15 protein-coding genes are annotated in these 21,267 nt (G+C 58.6%); 6 read left to right on the top strand and 9 right to left on the bottom strand.

Annotated elements, in window-relative coordinates; translation table 11 throughout:
- The 6 genes from KT71_RS18930 to KT71_RS18905 all read right to left on the bottom strand — a co-directional run bounded on the left by KT71_RS18930 (position 1) and on the right by KT71_RS18905 (position 8,483).
- Positions 1-951 (bottom strand): GumC domain-containing protein, encoded by a 951-nt coding sequence (locus KT71_RS18930; RefSeq protein WP_008293709.1) that lies wholly within the window; start codon positions 949-951, stop codon positions 1-3.
- 14 nt (positions 952-965) lie between these two features.
- Positions 966-3,890, bottom strand: a complete 2,925-nt coding sequence (locus tag KT71_RS18925) for an SLBB domain-containing protein (RefSeq protein WP_023660363.1) — start codon at positions 3,888-3,890, stop codon at positions 966-968.
- Positions 3,891-4,074: 184 nt separating this feature from the next.
- Entirely contained in the window at positions 4,075-4,998 is a 924-nt protein-coding gene (locus tag KT71_RS18920; protein ID WP_008293711.1) for a sulfotransferase family protein, read from the bottom strand.
- Complete coding sequence (locus KT71_RS18915; RefSeq protein ID WP_008293712.1) at positions 4,995-6,338, bottom strand: lipopolysaccharide biosynthesis protein; 1,344 nt, start codon at positions 6,336-6,338, stop codon at positions 4,995-4,997. The genes KT71_RS18920 and KT71_RS18915 overlap by 4 nt, the downstream gene beginning before the upstream one ends.
- Positions 6,331-7,584, bottom strand: coding sequence for a glycosyltransferase (locus KT71_RS18910; RefSeq protein ID WP_008293713.1), 1,254 nt, complete (start codon positions 7,582-7,584; stop codon positions 6,331-6,333). The genes KT71_RS18915 and KT71_RS18910 overlap by 8 nt, the downstream gene beginning before the upstream one ends.
- Entirely contained in the window at positions 7,581-8,483 is a 903-nt protein-coding gene (locus tag KT71_RS18905; RefSeq protein ID WP_008293714.1) for a DUF6492 family protein, read from the bottom strand. The genes KT71_RS18910 and KT71_RS18905 overlap by 4 nt, the downstream gene beginning before the upstream one ends.
- Positions 8,484-8,852: 369 nt before the next feature.
- Between KT71_RS18905 and KT71_RS18900 the strand changes: the two genes are divergently transcribed.
- Together KT71_RS18900 and KT71_RS18895 are read left to right on the top strand one after the other, a co-directional pair.
- Entirely contained in the window at positions 8,853-9,554 is a 702-nt protein-coding gene (locus KT71_RS18900) for a sugar transferase (protein WP_008293715.1), read from the top strand.
- A gap of 61 nt (positions 9,555-9,615) precedes the next feature.
- On the top strand, positions 9,616-10,485 hold the full coding sequence (locus KT71_RS18895; RefSeq protein WP_008293716.1) for a DUF3667 domain-containing protein: 870 nt from the start codon (positions 9,616-9,618) through the stop codon (positions 10,483-10,485).
- Here KT71_RS18895 and KT71_RS18890 read toward each other — a convergent pair.
- Both KT71_RS18890 and KT71_RS18885 read right to left on the bottom strand, forming a co-directional pair.
- Positions 10,478-11,944 carry an FAD-binding domain-containing protein gene (locus tag KT71_RS18890; protein ID WP_008293717.1) on the bottom strand — a complete coding sequence of 489 codons (1,467 nt, stop codon included), beginning with the start codon at positions 11,942-11,944 and terminating at the stop codon, positions 10,478-10,480. The genes KT71_RS18895 and KT71_RS18890 overlap by 8 nt on opposite strands.
- Positions 11,941-13,191: a GIY-YIG nuclease family protein gene (locus KT71_RS18885; RefSeq protein ID WP_008293718.1), complete on the bottom strand. Its 1,251-nt coding sequence runs from the start codon at positions 13,189-13,191 to the stop codon at positions 11,941-11,943. The genes KT71_RS18890 and KT71_RS18885 overlap by 4 nt, the downstream gene beginning before the upstream one ends.
- Positions 13,192-13,211: 20 nt before the next feature.
- Here KT71_RS18885 and KT71_RS18880 point away from each other — a divergent pair, with 20 nt between their 5' ends.
- A complete protein-coding gene (locus KT71_RS18880) occupies positions 13,212-13,532 on the top strand; it encodes a DUF6482 family protein (protein WP_008293719.1) in 321 nt (106 codons plus the stop codon).
- A 63-nt stretch (positions 13,533-13,595) separates the two neighbouring features.
- Here KT71_RS18880 and KT71_RS18875 read toward each other — a convergent pair whose 3' ends face one another.
- Positions 13,596-14,120, bottom strand: a complete 525-nt coding sequence (locus KT71_RS18875; protein WP_008293720.1) for a retropepsin-like aspartic protease family protein — start codon at positions 14,118-14,120, stop codon at positions 13,596-13,598.
- Between the two features lie 181 nt (positions 14,121-14,301).
- Here KT71_RS18875 and KT71_RS18870 point away from each other — a divergent pair, with 181 nt between their 5' ends.
- From KT71_RS18870 to KT71_RS18860, 3 genes are all read left to right on the top strand, one after another.
- Complete coding sequence (locus KT71_RS18870; protein WP_008293721.1) at positions 14,302-16,641, top strand: glycerol-3-phosphate 1-O-acyltransferase; 2,340 nt, start codon at positions 14,302-14,304, stop codon at positions 16,639-16,641.
- Between the two features lie 71 nt (positions 16,642-16,712).
- Positions 16,713-18,062, top strand: coding sequence for a wax ester/triacylglycerol synthase family O-acyltransferase (locus tag KT71_RS18865; protein ID WP_008293722.1), 1,350 nt, complete (start codon positions 16,713-16,715; stop codon positions 18,060-18,062).
- A 121-nt stretch (positions 18,063-18,183) separates the two neighbouring features.
- Complete coding sequence (locus KT71_RS18860; protein WP_008293723.1) at positions 18,184-21,204, top strand: Tn3 family transposase; 3,021 nt, start codon at positions 18,184-18,186, stop codon at positions 21,202-21,204.
- Positions 21,205-21,267 lie beyond the last annotated feature (63 nt).

The raw sequence follows: 21,267 nt of genomic DNA, 5'->3' as shown, positions 1-21,267 counted from the left end.
TCAGGAAAAGTCAGTGGTGGAGTTGTGTTGTAGGTGCAGGGCCCGGGCGGACTGAAAGCTGGCCCAGAGTTGCATCAGGAGGGTGACGCCCAGCACGGCGAACATCGTGAGCATCAGGGCAACGATGCCGCCGACGAGCACCTTCTTCTTGCGCGACATATTGACGCTGCGATAGGGGCGCGCCGCGGGATCAATAATTTCAAGAACGTATTCTTCCCGTGCATTCGCCAGCATCATGATGGCGGTCTGCGCCTCAATGAGGCGGTAGATGGATTTCTGGATTTCCACGACGTCGGATTTGCGAAGGGTATCTTCCAGAAACGCCTGCTTGCGCAGAACCTCTTCCTGGGTGCGGTTGCGCATGTATTCGTTGAAGGTCTGCACATACAGGTTCGCCCAGTCCCGGGGCACCGTGGGTTCCGGCCAGCGCATGGATACGGTAACGATGTCCGTTTCTTCATCAACGGTAATCATGCGGATTTCATCGCGGAAGCGCGTAAAGCTTTCTCCCACATCCGGGGTGAAGCCTTCTTCCCAGGATTGTGTTTCTTCGGACCACTTGGCGGGATAGAAGTGACGATAAATATTGTGAGTCTCGAGGAAGTGCAGGGTAAAGCTTCGCGAACGCAGGCGCGCCATCATGACTTCGCTGTAGTTATCGCGCGTGGTTCCCATGACGAAACCATGCTCCACGAGGGTCAGCACCTCGGAGGCACGACGGTCGTCGGGGGATACCCCGCCGGGATCTTCGATATCCACAATACTTACCTTGGCGCCTGCGACATAGGTGTAGGGCGTGGTGAAAGAGAGCCAGGCGGCGAGGCTCGCACCCGCGATGAAGGCGATGAGGAGCAGCCACTTGGCGCGCAGCAGCGCGTTCACGAAGGGCATGAGGTCGAGGTTGGCGGCGGCGGTGTGCTGCAGATCCACCGTGGTGTTTTGGCTTGTCATCAGGGTTTCTCCGCTTACAGTACGATGCCGGCAAGAATGGCGGCCTGGGCGAGGGTGCTCACCCAGGACTGGGCCTTCTCCGTTGGATTCATGCGATCAACATTGATAGGGACGTAGATACGCGCACCGGGCATCACGTTTTGCCGGGCGATTTTTCGTGAGCTGCGCTTGCCTTTGAGGTTCAGCACCTCGCCGTTGGCTTGCACCACGTAGGTGTGATCAAGACGGCCCAATACCGTGGAGCCGCCGGAGAGCTCTACGTAGTCCTTGATACTGCGATCTTCGTCATAGAGATGCGAGGTCGCCACGTAGACCTGTCCCGAGACCTGCACGTGATTCGGCATGCGCGGCACCATGAGCTCATCGCCGTTCTCCAGAGCCAGGGCGTCACGACTGCGACAGCGCTGCACCCGGTCCAGGTTTACCACCATGCGGCCCGTCGCTTCGGCGCGCTCAAGTTGCTGTATCACGCGAAGCGTGTCCTGCTTGCCCCCCCACTCGTGCGAGGACTTCTCGTCGTTGCGGAAGGAGTGGGACAGGGAAAGCTCGACCATCAGATCATCCAACTGCTCATGGAGCTCATCCAGGGTCGCCTGCTGGATGTCCCGCACGGACTGGCGTGTGAACTCGGCGCCAAAAGCGTAGGCGGACTCCGTCAACCCGCCCGCGCGTTGCAGTACCTCGCAGAGTGTTTCGTCGGGACCGATGGCGTAGACACCCGGCTTCACAATCTCACCGCGGAGGGTAATTGATGCGGTCTCACTCCAGCCGGTCCGAAGGCTGACCGCGAGTTGATCCCGTGGCTGCAGGGCCGGATTAATCGTCTCGTTGTTGTAGCGCCCGCGAAAGGCCCTTTCTTCCATGGTGCTCAGGGCGCCTCGCTGGGCGCGGTGAAGATCGGCGCACAGGGCCACGAGTTCGCGGGTATCAAGGGACTCGTGTTGCAGCGAGTCATCGGCGATGTTGCGGCGGGACAGCTGCATGCTGAGACCATCGGCACGACGCGACAGGCCCCGGGCGGTACACAGGAGATCGCTGGCGCGCATGTTTTCCACAAGGGGGTATTCTCCCGGGCTCAGTACCTCCCCGAGAATGCTGACAACACGCTCTACATCGCCGTAGCGCGCCTGCTCCTTGAGACGCTGGGTCACCTCGCCGAGGAGCTGACTGCGGGCGCTGTCTTCGCCAAGGAAGTAGATGCGATCGCCGGCTTTCAGACGGGGGTTGTCCTCGCTGCCAGGATTCCGCTGGGCAGCGGCAATACTGAAAGGCAGGGTTTTTAACTCCAGGCTGGGCAGCGCCGTGCGGGCGATGACGCCGTGATTGTAGTCACCGCCGCTTTGCAGGCCCCCGCCGATTTTCAGGGCGTCAAGGAGTCGCGCATTCTCATCAAGGGGGAACTGGCCGCGGTGACGAATGGCGCCGCGCAGTTCCAGAAGATTGGCAGCGCGGGGGTCCGTGGATTGACGGACAATTTTGTCTCTCAAGGCCGCAAGCGCGTCCTCGCGGTTTTCGTTGACGCGAAAAAGACGGATGCGGTCTCTGGCTTGAAGTAAGTAATCGCTATCGCTGCCAGGGCTTTGTAAAGAAGCTTTCGGGGAAATGTAGATCACGGAGCTTTGAAGGCTTTGGCGATCCTCGCGCTCGATCAGGGCAAAGTTCATATCGACGCCGGGGAGCAGCGCCCGGGTATCGCGAAGGAGGCTGGAAACACGCATGCCCGCTTCGAACTGGTAAGCGCCGGGCCGCTCCACCTGTCCGTCGAGTAGCACGACGGCATCGAGGCGATCCTCCAGGGGAAGAATGCGTACGACGTCGCCGGAGCGCATGGGCGTTGCGAGAATCGCGCTGCGGTTCTTGCCGGTCCCGGGAGATTGGAAGTCGATCACGGTGCGGCTGCCACCCTGTTGAATACGCTCAATGAGGGACTCCTCCAGGGAGGCCGTGGGCAGCATGCCTCCGGCCATGTCCAGCACATCACCCAGGGTGCTCTCACCCTGGAGTTCGTAGATGGCCGGACGCTGAACTTCACCGCCCAGGTAAACAATCTCGCCAATGGCGGGGACAAAAATCGTGTCGTTGTGGCGAAGAAAGGCATCGCTGTCGCTCTTGCCTGCGAGGAGAAGCTCGTAGAGATCCAGACGGGTGACGATCTTTCCGCCGCGAATCAGCTGGATATCGCGCAGGGTGCCGGTCTCGGCAACACCACCGGTGGTGAGCAGGGCATCAATAAGACTGGATAAGCCACCGATGGTGTAGATGCCGGGCTGCTTCACGTCGCCGGCAAGGCGAACCTGAATCGTGCGGAGCTTGCCCATGGTGACCACCGCGCGGGCGCCGATCATGCGTTGCTCAAAACCCGTGGTAATCAGAGTTTCCGCATCATCAAAGTTCATACCGCCAACGGTAACGGGACCGAACTCGGGTATGAGGATCTTGCCTTCACGGGTGACCACCAGGTTGTACTGGACGTTACGCTTGCCAAAGAGCTGGATGACGATGTTGTCTCCCGGGCCGATGCGGTAGTCCGAGGGCACGGGAATGCCCTCTACCGGCGCAAAGGTGCTGGGCGAGCGGTTAAAGATGGAGTAGCCAAATTGCTCAAGTTCATCGCTGAGCGCCTGATCCTGCGCGCTCTCGTCGAGGGACAGGGCTTGCTGCTTTTCCCGCGCCAGGGCCTCGAGGCGCGATTCTTCGTCGATGACCACCTCTACGGGGACCGTGATCGGCGAGCTCGGTACGCTGAGGGGCTCGTCCTGGCCTGCGGGAGCGGCGTTGTAATAGGCGCGCTTTTGCGTCACCTGCAGAGGCTCGACGAAGGGAAGGTAATCGTCCTGGGCAGAGGAGGGTGCGCCGTAGCCGATAACCATGGGCAGTATCAGGCTCAGGAGGCCGTGCAGCGTTGGGCGTAAGGTTCTTGGGGCGGTCCGGGAAATCACGTCTCTGTACTCTGGGTTTTGTTTCCCATAACAGAGCAATGCTGATGCCAATATAGAAAATATAGTTAAATCAACGACTTGTGTTTTGTCTTGGTGTTCCTGTAACGAGCTCCTCTCTTACTGCATTGCAATATGCAAGGATAAATTTCGCATATTGCAACGACGGTCGGTGAGTTTTTAGATCTTATGCCGTTTTATAGTCCCCGGACCACGGGGGGCTTGGGATCCCCAGGGATTCAATGAGCTCCGCATCCCGGGCAAAGTGCTGGCGCAGTGCCTGTTCCGTGGCGTGGTGAAGGGGGAGAGGGTCCTTGCGCTTGCGACTGTTCCAGCGCTCATAAAGAAAGCGGATCCGTCCCTGTTGCTGGGGCGGCACCCGATTCCAGAACGCGGCGATCAGGGTGCGCTCCCTCAGCCAGACCCGCAGTCCGTGGGGAACCCGGGCGCCACCGCCTCCGGCGTGCATCACCTCGCCCAGGCCTCGGGGCTGAAAGTCGGTCCCCAGATCCAGAAACTTCAGCACGCGCGTGAGTACACCCCGGGGGTCGTTCTCCAGTTCATCGGTGTACAGAATCAGCATTTGCTCCTCAGAAAAGTGTTGGCGATAGCGCGTGAGAATGCGCCCGTACTCACTCCAGGCAAGATAGAACTCACCCTCGGGTTCATAGCCATTTCTGTGCGTGGGCGCAGTGCCCTGGCGCGCGGTCTCCAGGGCCTCAGGCGTCAGTCTGTCCCGCATCGCTTCGTCAAAGGAGCGGGTCTCGGTGTTGCGCCGCAGGGCCATGCGAAAGTGGGAGCGACTGCGATCGATGGGGTCTCGAAGCACCGCGATGAGGCGGGTGCCGGGCATGAGGGCAGCAATGCGAGCGGGTATCGCTTCGTCGGCCATGTATTGGGGGCTCGCTTTCCCCCAGGTCTTGTTCTCGCCCTCCGGGTAGTACTGATCTGCGAAGGCAGACCAGGCGGCAGCATCGCATTCCCGCTGATGAAAGAAGGGAACCTCTTTCTCCAGGGGCATGCTGACCTCCGGATGCTGCCGCAGGAGTTCGAAGAGGGTGGTGGTTGCACATTTTTGTGCGCCAATAATGATGAAGTCCAGGGTTTTCATGGGGTGTTAGCTCCAAGACTGTTGATATGGCGTCGAACCGCGATATAGCTAAGGATGTTTCTCAGGGAGATTCCGCCGGCGATGGCAGCCGCAATGCCCGGGGCGCCGCCATAGAGTCCCAGGGGGATTGCGAGAACGAGGGTGGTAACGCAACTGACCGTCAGCACGCGAAACTCGAGATGGGCGGCGCCGCTCATATTGAGCAGCACGCCCGACAGACCCGTCGCTGCGTTGATCAGTTGGCCGGTGCACAGCAGCAGCAAGAGGGGCAGCAGGCTCCCGGCACTCAGGCTGAAGAGCTTCGCCAGGGGATCCGCGAAACTCAGCATGGCGGCCGCAGCGGGTATGAAGATGGCAAGGGAAATACGCTGCGTGGCTGCGAGGAGCCCGGCGAGTTCTTTCCGGTCAGTCGTCGCGGCGGCGCGCGCAAACTTCGGTCCGTAAACTGCGGACAGCAGAATAAGCAGCGTGGTGATGACATTGAGTAACTTGTGCGCCACGGCATAGCGACCCACCTCCTCCACCGACACAAGCCACGGCATGATGAGGAAGGGGAGCTGCAGGAATGCGATGTTAAACAGGCCGTTCAACCAGAAGTGCAGGGTCTCTCCCGGAACATGGAGGGCGTCAGGCTTTGCGGGGTTTTCGGTGGTGCTTTGGGAAAGCGGGTCGCGCCCTTCGCGGTCTCTGCGGCTTTTCAGCAAAGAGGCCGTCATGAGGCAAAGTCCCAGGAGCAGGCCGACGACGGCGGCGCTCAAGATGATGGCCTGAGAAACGACAAGGACCTCCAGGGCAATGAGTCCGCAAGTGCCCAGAATCACGAGGGGCATGACGGAGTTTTCCAGGCTCACCGCCCAAAGTGCCTGATTCAGGGCTTTGAGGGTTTCGGCGAAGAGTCGCGTCAATGCGAACAGCGGCGCGGAAACCACAATGGATAGCAAAAGAGCGTCGCTGCTCAGGCCGAGGGACTCCGCAAGACCCGAAAGCACCAACAGCATGACGAGAACGGCCAGTGCCCCCGAGTACTTCAGAATTGTTTTGCTGGCTTTGAGTAAGCCCTCTTTCAATGACGACTCCCGTTGATGATGCAGAGAGTGATCACGGAGCGCTCGCGTGGGTTCGCCCGCCCCCACGAGTTCGCCAAGGAGGCTGCCCCAGGCCATGTGAAGCTGCAGCGCCCCAATGCCCGCGGGCCCAGCGAGGGCGCCCACGGCGACTTGCACCGCCATCTGAGCGGCCATGCCTGTACCCCGGCTGATTGCCAGGGTCCCGGCTTTCCATAGCGCCGCCGGGAGCCCGGATGCGGGTAAAAGCCTGCGCGCTGCAATGCCTTCAGACATGTTGAAGGACTGGCTGATGCTCTTCAGCGCTGTCTGCGGTTCCGGCCTGCTTCAGGAGCAGTGCAGAATCCAGAGCGTTGTGCATGCTCGAAAACAGCTGCCGCCAGGTGTACCGTTCCCTGATCAGCTGGCGGGATTCATCGCGCATACGGGTCCAGAGGGCCTCGTCCTTCAGCAGCTGCAGTGTTGCCAGGGCCATGTCTTCGGCATTGTGGGCAACGCAAAGGTGGCGATTGTTGATGTAGTCCACGCCCTCGGCTCCCACGGGTGTCGTCACCGTGGGCATGCCCCGGGCCATGGCGTCGAGGACTTTTACCTTCATGCCGCTGCCGAAAAGAAGAGGCGCGACGGACACACGGGCGTCCCGGTAGACCTCCTGAAGATCCGCCACAAAGCCCCGCAGTTGGATACCCGGATAGATCGCAGCCAGGGTTATCAGCCGCTGATCGGGGTTCTTGCCCACGATATCGAAAGTCAGATCCGGGTGCTCCTGTAGGAGTCGTGGCCACACATTCTCGATAAACCAGAGCAGACCGACCACATTGGCTTCCCAGCCCAGGAGTCCGACGTACATGAGCTTCTTTTTGCTGGCTGAAAAATTCAGCGCCGGCAGGGTGAGCTGGCCGTCATCACCCAGATGATAGGTGTGAGCGATCTTTTCGCCATCGATACCACTGTCCAGGAGGAGTTCGGCGTCATTGGGCGCGGCAAAAATCAGGTCTGCGCGTTTCGCGATCCGGTGCTCGGCGCGGCGGACACGGCCGGCCTCAATAAAAGCGGCGGCCCTCAGGGCGATGTTGCCCGGAAGGCGCGCGTAGCGATCCCAGATCTGATGGTAGGCATTGTGGGCGTGATACACGACCAGACCTTTGTAGTTGTCCGGGAGGTAGGCGCTCACCTCGTAGTGATCGAGAAAAATGATGTCATGGGATGGGGCGAGGCGACGGACCTGTTGGGCGATGGCCGCATCGTAGCTGCGATGCACGTTCAGGGGTTTGCCCGCCAGGTAGCTGCCGAGGAGGCCTTTTGCCGAGCGGGGCACATCGATGCGTCGATGAATGTGTTCAACGCAGGGGGAGCGCGCTTCAAACTCGTGTCGATAATCCGCATCGTCGAGCTTGAGAGGTGATACGAGGGTGACCTCGTAGCGTTCGCCCAGGGCCTCCAGTAGTTTCAGACTTTTTACCTTGCCCCCGCTTTGGGGTGGGTAGGGCAGTTCGGGGGTGATAAACAATAGTTTTTTCATAGTGCGAGTCCCTCCACGGGGCTTAGGCTTGAGGCGGTCAGGTCGCGCACAATGCGCTGCTCATCCTGATCGCTGAGTCCGAGATTGGATTGAAGTAACACGGCGACGGCGCCGGCGCTGAGGGGGTAGCTGCCCCCTGCCAGAGCGTCGGCTTCCTCGCGGAACCAGCAGCAATGGGCCAGGTCCTCATCACAGGAAAAATGGCCGCTGTTATCGATGCCCACGACGGCGTCGATATAGGCGCCATACAAAATGTATTCCGACACTTTGAGCGCCCGGGCCACACCCTGGTACCAGGGGCGGCTGTGCGTGTCTTCAAGGTGTTTTTGCAGGCCTTCAAGATGACTTCGTCGCCAGGTAATCAGCTGTCCGATGTAATCGTGGCCAAAGTACTGTCTTCGCGTACCAAGGAGATCGGCGGCCTTGTGGTGCCATGAGAGGTGTTCGCCGCTGTTCTTGGCGCCGGCGATGCGATGCAGTCTCAGCTGGTCATGGTCGACGACATGATCGCGGGAAAAAGGCCTCACAAACTGCAGGTCGGAATCGGCAAAGATAATGAATTCGGCGCTAGTGACGGCGTTTGCCGAGAGCTTCGTGACCTGCTGCATCACCCAGCCGCGGACCGGCCAGGCGCGGCGGTCCAGCCACCAGCGATGGCTGCGCGGGAGCTGCTTAAAACTGCCCGGTACAATGTCCTCGACGGCGACGATGTTTCGTCGTCCGTTTGACAGCTTGCGGAACCGGCTTAAATCGCGGGCGGGTACCACCAGCCAGTGCGTGATGTCGCCGCTGACCCATCGATCCACCGATCGGCAAAGGCGCTCACAGCGATTAAAGTCCGGTGCGTAGGAGCAGGTGATCATGCTCAGCTCCTCCGGGTGGTGCGCGTGTTTCTGCATAGTGTGCTTGTCCCTGTTCATGTGTGGCATCGCTGTCGATTGATATTGCGGCTATTGCTCGATTCCATAGGAGTAGCAGGGTGCGTGCCAGCTTTCAGGGATTCTTGTAATACCTATAAAAATCAATGGTTTAAGGGGTAGTTGGTCGCACTGCCTGGCGTACTGCGGTAGCTATCGCTAAAGAAAAGTCTTAATATGTATTGCAAAATGCGAGCTTTATTGCGAGGGGTCCGGGCGATAGCCGCGCCATCTTTCTTTAAGCGCATATAAAAGTGTTAAAAATCAATGAGTTAAGAATTTATTCGGCGATGGCACGCCGGTTGCTCCAGGGAGTGTGTAGCGCAATACACAATTTTTGGAGCAACACTAATGTCCATCCTCATGACCCGCCCCGGCGATGCGATCACCGCCGGCACACAACTCTTAGCGAGTAGCTATACTGGCTGGCTTCGCGATGCCCACGACGGCGTCTATGCCGCTCTCAAGCGCGGTATTGACCTCATTGTCAGCACCAGTGCACTGCTTATCCTCGCGCCTTTGTTGATCGCCACCGCGATAGCTGTGAAGTGCGAGTCCCCCGGCCCCGTGCTGTTTTCCCAAACGCGGATTGGCCGTCGCGGGCGGCCCTTCAAGTGCTGGAAGTTTCGCTCCATGTATACCGACGCAGAGGCACGGAAAGCCGAGCTTCAGCGACAAAACGAGATGGAGGGCGGCACCACCTTCAAGATGAAGCGCGACCCGCGCATCACCCGTATCGGTCGTTTCATTCGAAAGGCATCTATTGATGAGCTTCCCCAGCTCTGGAACGTATGGGTGGGTGAGATGTCCCTCGTGGGACCAAGACCCCCGGTCCCGGCTGAGGTGGCACAGTACACGGCGATGGATCGTCTACGGTTGTCCGTGAAGCCCGGTATTACCTGCATCTGGCAGGTCAGTGGCCGCAGCGACATTCCCTTCGAGCAGCAGGTTCAGCTGGATATCCGCTATATCTATGAGCGTTCCCTGTGGCTGGATATACGTTTGCTCGTCGCCACGGTACCGGCCGTATTGCTTGCGCGGGGCGCTTATTGACCGGTGCAACTTCTCCACTGCTAGACTGGCGTGAATAAACAGCCTTTCGGAGCCGATACGCGTGGAGGAAGGGACTACCCGCTGCCGCAATTGTGATACCCCGCTGGATGGCCTTTACTGTCACAACTGTGGTCAACGGGAGGGTCGCGGTGACCTGCATTTCCAGGAGGCGGTCACGGATATTCTGGGTGATGTGTTCACCTGGGATTCGCGGGTCTGGCGGACCCTGGTTTCTTTGTTGTTTCGACCGGGCTTTCTCAGCGCGGAGTTCAATGCAGGACGACGGGTGCGCTACATGCCGCCCTTTCGCCTGTATCTCATCGTTTCCTTTGTGCTTTTCCTGACGCTTTCTCTTATGACGGACTATGTCGTGGACTTTGGGGATGCCTCAGATGACGCCGTCGAGGTGTCCATATCCCTGGATTCCGAGGATGAGGCCACCGCGGAAGAGTCTGAGTCGGCGCAATCCGAAGCCGCCGAGGCGCCATCTTCCCTGACGGAGGCACTGCAGGCGCGTATCGATGCCAAGGCGCCCCTGGTGCGGGATGATCCCGGCGGCTATGTCCGTGAGCTGTTGGAGTATCTGCCCCAGGTCATGTTTCTCATGCTGCCGGTGTTTGCGCTCCTCCTCAAGCTGGCCTATCTGTTCTCGTCCTTCCACTATTTGCAGCACCTGGTGTTTGCCCTGCACTACCACACCTTTGTGTATCTCCTGTACCTGGCGTCCATGGTCCTGGAGCAGATCGCCATGTACGTGGATGGAATCGTCGCTCTTCCCCTGCTCATCTATCTGCCCCTGGCGCTGCGCCGAAGCTATGCAAGCTCCTGGCCCGGTGCCCTGGGGAAATCGCTTTTCCTGATGATCAGTTACGGCGCTGCCCTGGTGCTTGGGATGGCGGCAGCGGCCGTTGCCGTGCTGGTAACTATGTAGCCCCCACGTAGCGTTTTTCGATATGGCGCGTCAGAATGCGCGCCTTTTCCCGTTTTACCACGGGGTCGTCCTTTAAAGCCCAGAGCCGATCCCGGGCGCTGCGATAGGTCTCCCTGACATCGACGACAGGTGGGGCGTAGGGTTTGCTGTCCAGGCCATAAATCAGCTGCTCCATGGGACTCAGATCCCAGGGACGGTGAATCATGGGAGTTGGCACCTCGGCCAGCTCGGGTACCCATTGGCGAATGAATGCACCGTCGGGATCGTGCTCCTCGGATTGTTTGACGGGGTTATAGATGCGGATGGTGTTGATGCCTGTTACGCCCGCCTGCATCTGTAACTGCGCAAAGTGGATACCCGGCTCAAAGTCTAAAAACAGCGATGCCAGATGGGCCGCCCCCACGCGCCAGTCCTGCCATAGATGATGGGTCAGAAAACTCACTAACATCGCCCGGGAACGAAAGTTGATGTAGCCCGTGGCGGCGAGACAGCGCATGCTCGCATCGATGAGGGGATATCCCGTGTTTCCCTCGGCCCAGGCCCGTGCCAGGGCATCGTCGCGGGAACGGGGATGATGGAGGTAGCCGCGGTTGATGTCTTCGTGCTCCATGCGGCATTCCATTTCAAACTTCTGAATAAAGTGGCAGTGCCAGTGGAGTCGCGATTCAAAGGCCTGGAGCGCGCGGCTGGATCCCCGTTCTTTTTGTGCTGCGCGCAGGGCCTGATAGACCTGCCGGATGCTGAGATTTCCCCAGGCCAGGAAGGGCGATAAGCGGGAACAGCTGCTGCGACTCGCCAAGGGTTTGGAGATGTTCCGGGCATAGGCGGGGGAGCGTCTCTCAAGAAAATCGTTCAGGGTTTGCCAGGCTTCACTCTCTCCGCCGGACTGGAACTGGTTGTCCGGGCTACGCCAGCTGCCGGGCAGATCGCGAAGATGGAAAGCGGCGAGGCGCTCCTCGCACGCAAAACTTCCGCGGATCAGGCGGTGGTCCACATCGTGACAGGGCGCGGACATCTGCGCCGTCCACTTCCGGTTCCAGCCTTTGCGGTTTTTGCGACCCCGCTGCACACCATTACTGGGAAACTCCTTCCAGGGGATGCTGCGCTCCTGAAACAGGGCGGCAAGCTCGCGATCCCGGGCAAAGGTTTTTTCCAGGCCGGTCTCTTCATAGGAGTAAACGCTGTGCAGCTGCTCCTCGTCCGCCAGCACCCGAAAAATCTCCCGGGGATCGCCATGGAGAACCCGCAGTGACCTGGGGTGTGCCTCCAGGCGTCGATGCATATCGCGGAGAGATTCCCAGACAAATCGCCAGTGGCGCTCATCGTAGTGGGGGTCCTTGAGGAGTTCCGGCTCAAAGCAGTAGAGAAGCACCACGGGCAACCCACTGCCAAGGGCGGCCTCCAGGGCCGCGTGATCCTGCAGGCGCAGATCCCGCTTGAGCCAGACGACGGCGTTCACGCGGGACTCAGCGCCTCGCTGTTTTCGCTCTTCTCGCTTTTCTCAGCTTTTATGTCCCCTGCCAGCGACGGGGCGCCCGCGCCTTGCCTGTTCAGCGCAAAGGGGTTGTCGATGAGCCCGCCGCTGACGCCATCGAGGAGTGCGCCGGCATCCTGGCGCAGGGAGCGGACGGCAATGCGGTAGGTGTCGCGATCAAAAATCAGATCGCTGTCGCGTTTGGCAGCCTGACGGGCGCGGTCCCGGCGCTCAAAGGTGCCGAGATAGGACCAGTGGTTGATCAGATGAAACTGTCGCTTTGGCTGGAGGGGTGACGACTCGCCGGTGTACCTGCTGTCCTTGTCCCGCTCTTCCTGAAGCAGCACGGGCCCGGCGAAGGGCCAGGCGGCAATGCGCTGTTTGTCCAGGGCCTGGAGTAATCGGCTGTTGTGGGCATCGGCACTTTCCTTGCCGGCGCAGGCGCCGTGACAGCGCCCCACCTGATGACCAAAACAGGGCCCCCGCCCCCGCTCCGCACCGAGCATGCGCAGGCAGAGACCATTATCCCGGGCAAGACTGCGCAGGGAGTTGTCGATGTGTTTACGGGACCGGAATAGCCCGAACACTGATTCTATGCGCTCACCGGCGGGACAAAAGTCGCTGGGGATCACCTGAAGAAATCCCTCCACGTCCTCCTGAAGCCGCTGGGTCCAGAGTTTTCGGCTGCGCCGCTGTCGCCGGTTGTACAGAGGGGTTTCTGCCTTGATCGCCGCATTCTCAATGAGTAGAGCGCCCACTTCGCCAGCGGTAAGCTGGCAATCGATGCGGTGGACGGCGGACATCATTCTTTGCTGACGCCCGGGCTCCCTGGCGTCGGCAAAATGACTGTTCAGACGTGTACCGATATCGATGCTTTTGCCGATGTACAGCAGGGTATCTTCTTCGCTGTAAAAGCGATAAACACCGGGGCAGCGGGGTGCCGCGTTCAGGGCCTCGCCGTTACAGCTGAAACGGGTTCGTTGTCGGTCAATGAGCATCGGTGATGTGTTGGAGTCCTGCGGTTGTAGAGGGTAGATGGTGGGTGGTGTTGCTTGATGTTCGTTGATGGTTACAGGGTTAATGGTGACGCAAAAGGCAAGGGCATGGAGCAGGTGGTTGCTCAGCGTCCATCTTTTGTCAGTATCCTCGCAGATCGGACGGTAGATTTTGATCTTTTCTCGCCCATTTTCCCGGCGAATCGCGGCACACTGTCGCCTGTAACGACAGGTCATCTACAAATATCGAGAATCCCATGAAAGCCACGCTGAAAGAGCTGAAGTCGCGCACCATCAATCGCATCGTCGTGGAGTCCGTAGATCTCAGTCTGTACATCGCCCATGCGGAGGTGACCGAGGGTCGGCTTCTGATTACCGAAGGCGATGGCAAGCCCCTGAAAACCCGTAATCTTCTGGATATGAAATCGGCGCTGGCGGGTTTTCGGGGAGCTGATATGGTGCTCGTGCAGCGCAGCCCCTACGACGAAATGGTGGGGCACGCCTTCGCGTCGACGGACAATGCTATGGAGATCTCCCTCGCACCGGGGTTTGAATCCCTGCCCCTCTGGGAGCACTAGAACCCGCCTCACAAGGTCGTCAGCGATCAGCGTTACGCCCTGGCCGGGTTTGCCCTCGGTTTTTCAGGGATATTGACGCAGGGTCAGAGTGTTGCCCCGCTGGGTAAATTCGATGTGTTTCAGAAAGCTCATTCCCAGCAGCACCTCGCGCATCTGTAGCCCCGGGGTGATGGAAGCCTCTACATTCTCCAGCCGGATATCGCCCACGCCCACTTCCCGCAGTCGTGTGACGTAGCTCCGCGCGCTGCCGTTGGCCGTGTTGGTCATGATTGCCCGCCCCCGGGGCAGGGACAGGCGCTCGGCGAGGGCCGCCGGTATAGCAACTCCGGTAGCGCCCGTATCGAGGAGGAAGACCACGTCTTCACCGTTGATCGTGCCCGCGCTGACGTAGTGGCCCATGCGGTTTCGCTTGAGCTCGACTTCGCGCACGCCTTCGGCGGTTACCGCCGTGTCCACACTGCGATTGGGGTTGCGCTGCCGATCCAGCACGTCGCTGAAGTAGAGCATGAGCAATGCCATGACGGCCAGCCAGGCAAACACCTGCATCGTGCGGCCCATGCGCTGACGTTCCTGTTGCGGTGCCTCCACTCTCGGTAGTGTCCTTTTCCTGTGTCTACTTTGTTACGTTGCCTACACAAGATAGACCAGTTTCCGCCAGCATAGTTGCGCCACCACCCAGGCCCCGTGGCTGGTATGATCAGCAGCAGAACCTTCGACATAATGCATAATAAAAACGCCCCGCAGCAGCGGCGGAAAAAAGGGCCCCTTTATGACAAGCCAGCCCTGGCACAATCTCAAAGCTAGCGATCAGGTGATTGCGGTGCTCGACGTTGCCCACAGCATCGAGCAGAGTGAGCTGGAAACTTTTCTCCACAGGTCCATCAGGGAGCATGCCATCAGCGCCGAGGTGCATGAGTGTGTGTTGCCCATGGTGCGCGATCGAGAGAATCCCGCGACGCATAATCTGCGCCCCCTCCTGGACATGCCCGGCGACACCATGGTGTTGCCCCTGCGCGTGGTGTGGCGGACCTCCCTCCAGGAAAAGAACACCCGGCCCCGGCCCCGGGATCTGCTCTTCGGCAACCCCCGGCGCCCGGGCCCTTTCCGTGCCCGTCGTATTCTGCGTCAGCATCCCGAGCGCGTGGTATGCATCGCCGGGGAGCCGGCGACCATCGATCAGCTGCGCCATCGTCTTGAGGAGCTTCAGGGGGGCGAGGTCAGCACCGACGAGCTGGCGTCCTTCGTAGCGGGGCAGGCGGGGTTGGCCCTGGATGTTGCCGAGCGTCGTCTTCAGGGCAGTCGCTATAAAGTTCCCCTGCGCGTGGCGGACACGCTGCTGGCCAGTGCCAAATTCCGGGGGGCGCTGGAACAGGTGTCCGCGGAGACCGGTCGCAGCATGGAGGACCTCCTGGAGGAATCGGCAGAGATCATGAAGGAGCTGATCTCAAAGCCCCAGCCCTTCTGGCTCGATGTCATGGCGCAGCTCAACCACTGGGTGATGCGTCTGGGCTACGACGCCGACGTGGTCATCGACAAGGAGGGCCTTGAGCGCGTGCGCCAGTGGTCCCGGGAATATCCCACGGCCCTTCTGTGGACCCACAAAACCCACGTAGATGGATTCGCCGTCAACGCCATGTGCGCGGACAATGATTTTCCCGCGCCGCATATTCTCGGGGGCGTGAATATGGCCTTCGCCGGTCTCGGCTTTGTTGCCCGACGTGCCGGCGCTATCTTTATCCGGCGCAGTTTCCAGGACGATTTGCTCTACAAAGCGGTGTTACGCCAGTACATCGGTTATCTCATGGAAAAGCGTTTTCCCCTGTCCTGGGCCTTTGAGGGCACCCGGTCCCGCGTGGGCAAGCTCATGCCGCCGCGTTACGGCCTGCTGAAATACGTTATGGATTCCGCCCACGCAACCGGTGCGGAAAACCTCCACATCATTCCCATCTCCATCAGCTACGACATGATTGGCGATGTGAAGGACTACGCGGCCCTGGAGTCCGGGGCCACAAAGCGACCCGAGAGCCTGAGCTGGTTTATCGGTTATCTCCGCGGTCTGCGTCAGCCCATGGGCAAGATTTATTTTGATTTTGGTGAGCCCGTGGTGCTGCCCAGGGCGCCGTCGCCGGAGGATCCCCGGGAACTGCAGCGCGTGGCCTTTGCCGTGGGCGTCGCGGTGAACAAGGTCTCGCCGATTACCCTGCCTTCCCTTATTTCCATGGTGCTTCTTGGTTCGGCACCCCGGGCACTCACCGCCGATGAGCTGCGCTCCGAAGTGGTGGCCCTCACCGATTGGGCACGGAAACGGCACATCGCGCTGACCCGGGATCTCGATGACCAGGATCCTGCGCAGGTGTCGGATCTTACGGACAAAATGATCGCCAGCGGTTTGCTCACCCGCTACGACGATGGTCCCGAGCAGGTCTACACCATCGCGGCGGAGCGTCATGTGGTGGCCAGTTACTACCGCAACATGGTGATTCATTATTTCCTGAACAAGTCCATTATCGAGCTGGCGCTGGTGAATATGGCGCAGCAGGAGCAAACGGGCAGCGAGGCATTCTGGGACGAGGCGGAGCGTCTTCGCGATTACTTTAAGTTTGAGTTTTTCTACGCGCCCAAGGAGGAATTCCGTCGTGACGTCAATGCGGAGTTGTCGCGCTATCAGCCCGCCTGGGAGGCGGCATTGGATGAGCCCGGTGCCGCCCTGGCCATCTTCACGCGATTGCAGCCGCGCATGGCTCACGCCGTGCTTCTGCCCTTTGTGGAGGCCTATCGGGTGGTGGCTGATGTGTTAGCACGACAAGCGCTCACAGATACCCTCACGGAGAAAGACTGCGTGCAGAAGTCTCTGGCCTATGGCCGCCAGGCCTATCTCCAGCGCCGAATCAGCTCGGAGGCGTCCATCGGACGGCTGCTCTTCAGCAATGCTTTCCGACTCATGGATAATCTTGAGCTGGTGGAGGGTGGTAGCGAGGGCCAGGATGAAGGTCAGAACGCAGGTCAAAGTGACGGCGAAGATCTGGCGGAACGTCGTTTGCAGATGGCCCAGAGCTTTCGCGAATTACAGCGGCGCATAGAGCGGGTGCGCGCTGCTGCCCTGCCGTGATGGCAGGCGGATGTTCCACCTGTCCTTAACAACAAACTCAGTCTCTTAACGACAAACCAGGGCACCGAAACATGCATCAGCTTAATCCCCAGGATGCTCAATTTCTCTACGCTGAGACCGAGCACAATCTCACCCACGTCACCAGCGTGGCGATTTATGACCCCTCCACGGTGCCGGGCGGTGAGGTCGTGCGTTTTACTGACATCATTGCCCATGTACGGGAGCGTCTGGCCTACAACCCGGTTTTCTTTCGTCGCCTGATGCGGCTTCCCATGGAGATCGACTATCCCTACTGGATCGAGGACGAGTACTTCGATCTTGAGTACCACATGCAGCACGGGCGCCTGCCGGAACCCGGAGACTGGCGGCAATTCTGTATTCACATGGCGCGCTATCACAGCCGCCCCCTGGATATGAATCGTCCACCCTGGGAGATTTTTGTGGTGGAGGGCCTCGACCACGTCGATGGTCTGCCCCGGGGCTGCTACGCCATTGCTACCAAGATCCATCATGCAGCGGTGGACGGTGCGTCACTGATGAAGTTCTTTGCCAGCATGGCAGACGGTGACAATCAGGGCACGCCCCTGGTGCCGCTGGAGACCGTTGAGGTGGGCTCAGGAGAAATTCCCACCATGCCGGCGCTGGTGTCCCGGGCTTTCAAGAACAATCTGCGTTCGCCCCTGCGCATTGCCGAAACGGTCATGCGGGCGGCGCCGGGCCTGATGCAGGCGGCCCAGGACTCCGTGGCAAAGCGGGATGACAGGGAAAAACATCCGGTTCCCCCCACGCGCTTTAACGTGGACCTGTCGCCGCACAAAATGTTTGATGCCCGCATCGTGCCCCTGGAGGACCTCAAGCGCATACGCCAACTGGCGCCGGGCGTCACTATCAACGATGTGGTGCTGGCGATTTGTGCCGGCGGTCTCCGCCGTTATCTAAGCCATCACGGCGAGCTGCCGGAGGAATCTCTCGTGGCGTGGGTACCGATTAATGCCCGCCCGCGAGGGGCCGATGGCAAGGATCTTCCCGGTAACAATATCTCGGCAATGACCACGGCGATCTTCACCGACGAGAAGGATCCTCTCCAGCGTCTTCAGCGCATTCATAAGGCGACGCAAGCCAGCAAGGAGGCGCGATCCGGCATCTCCGCGCGTCTTATGACGGATGTGACGCGTCACGTGCCGGCGGCCACCCAGGTTCTGGCCAGTCGCCTGCTGTTGCGCAGCGGCGCCGCGGCGCGCATGTGCAACCTGTTTATTTCCAATGTGCCGGGACCGCAGATCCCCATGTACATGAACGGTGCGCGGATGGTGCGCAGTGTTGGTATGGCACCCCTTGCCGATGGGATGGGCCTGTTTATCGGCACGCCCAGCTACGACGGGCAAATGAGTTTCAACGTAATTTCCACCCGGGGGTCCTAGGGATTTTGCCTCCAAATATTGCAAAAACCGCCGGAGGCCCCGCCATCCGTGGGCTGCAGGGGGCTATTAGTTTCTAATGCGCTGAGAAATTCGGTATCTTCTTCGACCTTTAGGTCAAAGAATGAGCAGAAACAAGCGGCTATCAATCCTCACTGCTGCCGAGGTCGAGGATCTATATGGCGTCCCATCCTTCAATGAGTCATACCAGCGATTCTACTTTATGCTGAATGACAAAGAACTAGCGGAGATATCGAGAATAAGGCAACGCAAATATCGTTGTGTGGCGATTGCTTTGCTGGGCTACTTCAAATGCAAACCGGTCCTGCTTAACCCAAGGTACAAATCAATGCAGGACGACTTGGTATTCATAGCCCGATTTCACTATAGGGACCTTACCTTCAGGCGTTTTAGCCTGAAACCTGACCAAAAATCCCGTATCTATGCGCGTGTTCTATCGATCGTCGGCGTCAGCAACTGGAACGATAAAAGACATCAGCCACAGCTTGTCGAGCACTTGTGTACCTGTGCTGAAAGCTGGGTGGAGCCCCGAGCAGTCTTTGACGCTGCAATCGAATATTTGGCTCGCCAGAAAATCGCAATTCCCGCCTATAGTACGCTGCAGAAGATCGTCAGTCAGGTTATTGGCCAGCACCAGAAACGATTGCATGACCAGATCGACGCCGCTTGCAGCCAAGGTCTATCAACTATGTTGCTCACACTGGTTTCCGGTGAAGGCCAGTTTACATTCCAGCAACTACGCCAGAGCGCCCGCAATTTTACCGGCACCGAGTTGCAAAAAGAAATAGCCGTGTATCACCATATTCAGCCGTGGATGACGGATGTGACGACTGTACTCGAGTCACTTTCTCTCTCTCAGAAAAACCAGCAACACTATGCCGAACGGGTTGACTACTACGGAGCCAAACTTAAACGTCAATCGCTTGCTAACCAGCGCCTGTACTTGCTGTGCTATCTGCAGTCGCGGCACCAGCAGGGCCTGGAACGTATTGCGGAAGGGTTCATACATCACCTCCGGCAAGTGAAACAACGTGCGCATCAAATGGCCCAAGAACGGGTCTATCGGGATTGGCAAAAGGCAGCTCGCAATGTGAGCAAAGCTGCTGATATCTTACACCTGTTCGTTGATGACAGCATCGATCCTGATACGTCGTTTCAAGCTGTACAGCAACGGGCGTTCCAGTTTCTCAATGTCAGCGACCTGAACTCAGTCTGCCGATACCTGAGTAATCAGAAACAGTCGGCGGAGGAGGCATTTTGGCAGCACCTGGATACGGAGTCCACATTGCGAGCCGGACTGTTGCGTTCGCTCTTTTGCTGTCTGCGTTTTGACGGTACCGACAAAACGCGGCGGTTAGCCGGGGCCCTGGCCCAAGCTCGGTTGGATTTGGTCGCCGGTAATAGGCTCGGCGATGTCAGCATTGATCAGCGTTTACTACCGAAAGCCACACGGCCATTGCTGTCGAAACCCGATGGCAGTATAGACAAATCCAAGTATGAATGGTTTTTGTATCTGCAGATACCCAACCGCTTAAACGGCCAGTTGACGCTGCCGGAAGTCATTCGATATCGGGCGTTAGAGGATGATCTCGTGAAGCCAGAGATCTGGAAAAACCAGAAGGGGTCCTTGGTGGAGGGCACTCAGCAACCCAATATCAGCGAGGATCCGAAACGTCTGATTCCACGCATGGCGGATGAGCTGACCCTTCGGTTGCACGAAGTCAGCCACTATTTGGAGCGTTCAGATACCAGGGACGTAATTTTGCGACCGAAAGACGGCAAACATCACTGGCGGCTGCCTACAGCCAGCAAGAAGCACCTAGTGAATAACCCGTTCTTCCAGCAAATGAAAGCGGTCAGCATCGCCGATGTATTGCGCGTAGTGGATCGGGATACCGGGTTCATTGACGACTTCCAACATGTGCTGGGCTTGAGCTCGAAAAGCCGTCAGTACGAAGTGGATCTGCTGGCGATACTGATTGCCAATGCCACTAATCAGGGCATCTATGGCATCGCGCAGATTTCTGACTGCACCTATGAACAACTCAGCACTATCCAAGCGAACTACCTTCGGTTGGAAACCCTGAATGCGTCCAATGACCGCATCAACAACGCCACTACACGACTGAGTATCTTCAAGCACTACAACATTCAGGAAGATATTCTGCACGCCAGTGCCGATGGTCAGAAGTTCGAAGCCAAACGCGAGACATTCCGCACGCGGTACTCCTCAAAATACTTCGGGACCAGCAAAGGCGTGTCCGCGGTCAGTCTGAATGCCAATCATATGGCCATCAATGCCCGGGTAATCGGGGCCAATGAGCATGAATCCCATTACATCTTTGACCTGTTGATGAACAACAGTACTGAGATAGTCCCCGACATGCTCTCAACTGACACTCATGGAGTAAACCATGTGAACTTTGCCCTGCTCGACCTGTTCGGATATCGGTTCGCACCTCGATATGCCCAGGTCGGCAGGGTCATCAATGAACTATTCAACATCACCGAAGACAAGAACCAGCAAGTGCATATATCGTTGCGCAAGCCGATCAACACGCAGCGTATCATGGCTCACTGGGACACCATCCAGCGGATTGCCGTCTCTTTGGCTCAGCGCAAGACCAGTCAGGCCAGGTTAGTGCGTAAACTATCCGGTTACAAGCACAATCACCCATTACTGGAGGCATTGACCGAATATAACCGGCTGCTGAAAGCCCAATATCTGCTGAACTACATTGACGACGCCAGCCTTAGAAATCACGTTCAGCGAGCGTTGAACCGGGGTGAAGCCTATCACCAGCTGAGACGGGCGATTAGCCACGTCAATGGCGACCGATTCCGGGGTAATAGCGATGAGGAGATCCAGATCTGGAACGAAAGTGCCAGACTGGTGGCAAATGCCATCATCTACTTCAACTCAAAAGTGCTCAGTAATCTGCTGGACAGCTTTGAGGATCAAGGCAATGCAATGTCTCTGGAAACAGTAAAGCGGGCCTCACCTGTAGCCTGGGAGAATATCAACCTCCGGGGTAGATACACATTCGCACCGACAGGTGAATTGCCAAAACTTGAGGATTTAATGGAATCGATTGATGGCTACCGGCCGACAATCGATAAGTAATGGGCCTCCAGAAACCACAGCTGGCGCGGCCTGCAGCGGTTTTTGCAATATTTGGAGGCAAAA

Origin of the sequence: Congregibacter litoralis KT71 (assembly GCF_000153125.2) — a bacterium.
GTDB lineage: Bacteria > Pseudomonadota > Gammaproteobacteria > Pseudomonadales > Halieaceae > Congregibacter > Congregibacter litoralis.
Note: the sequence above shows the minus strand (reverse complement) of the source record. Positions and strands in the feature narration are given on the sequence as shown.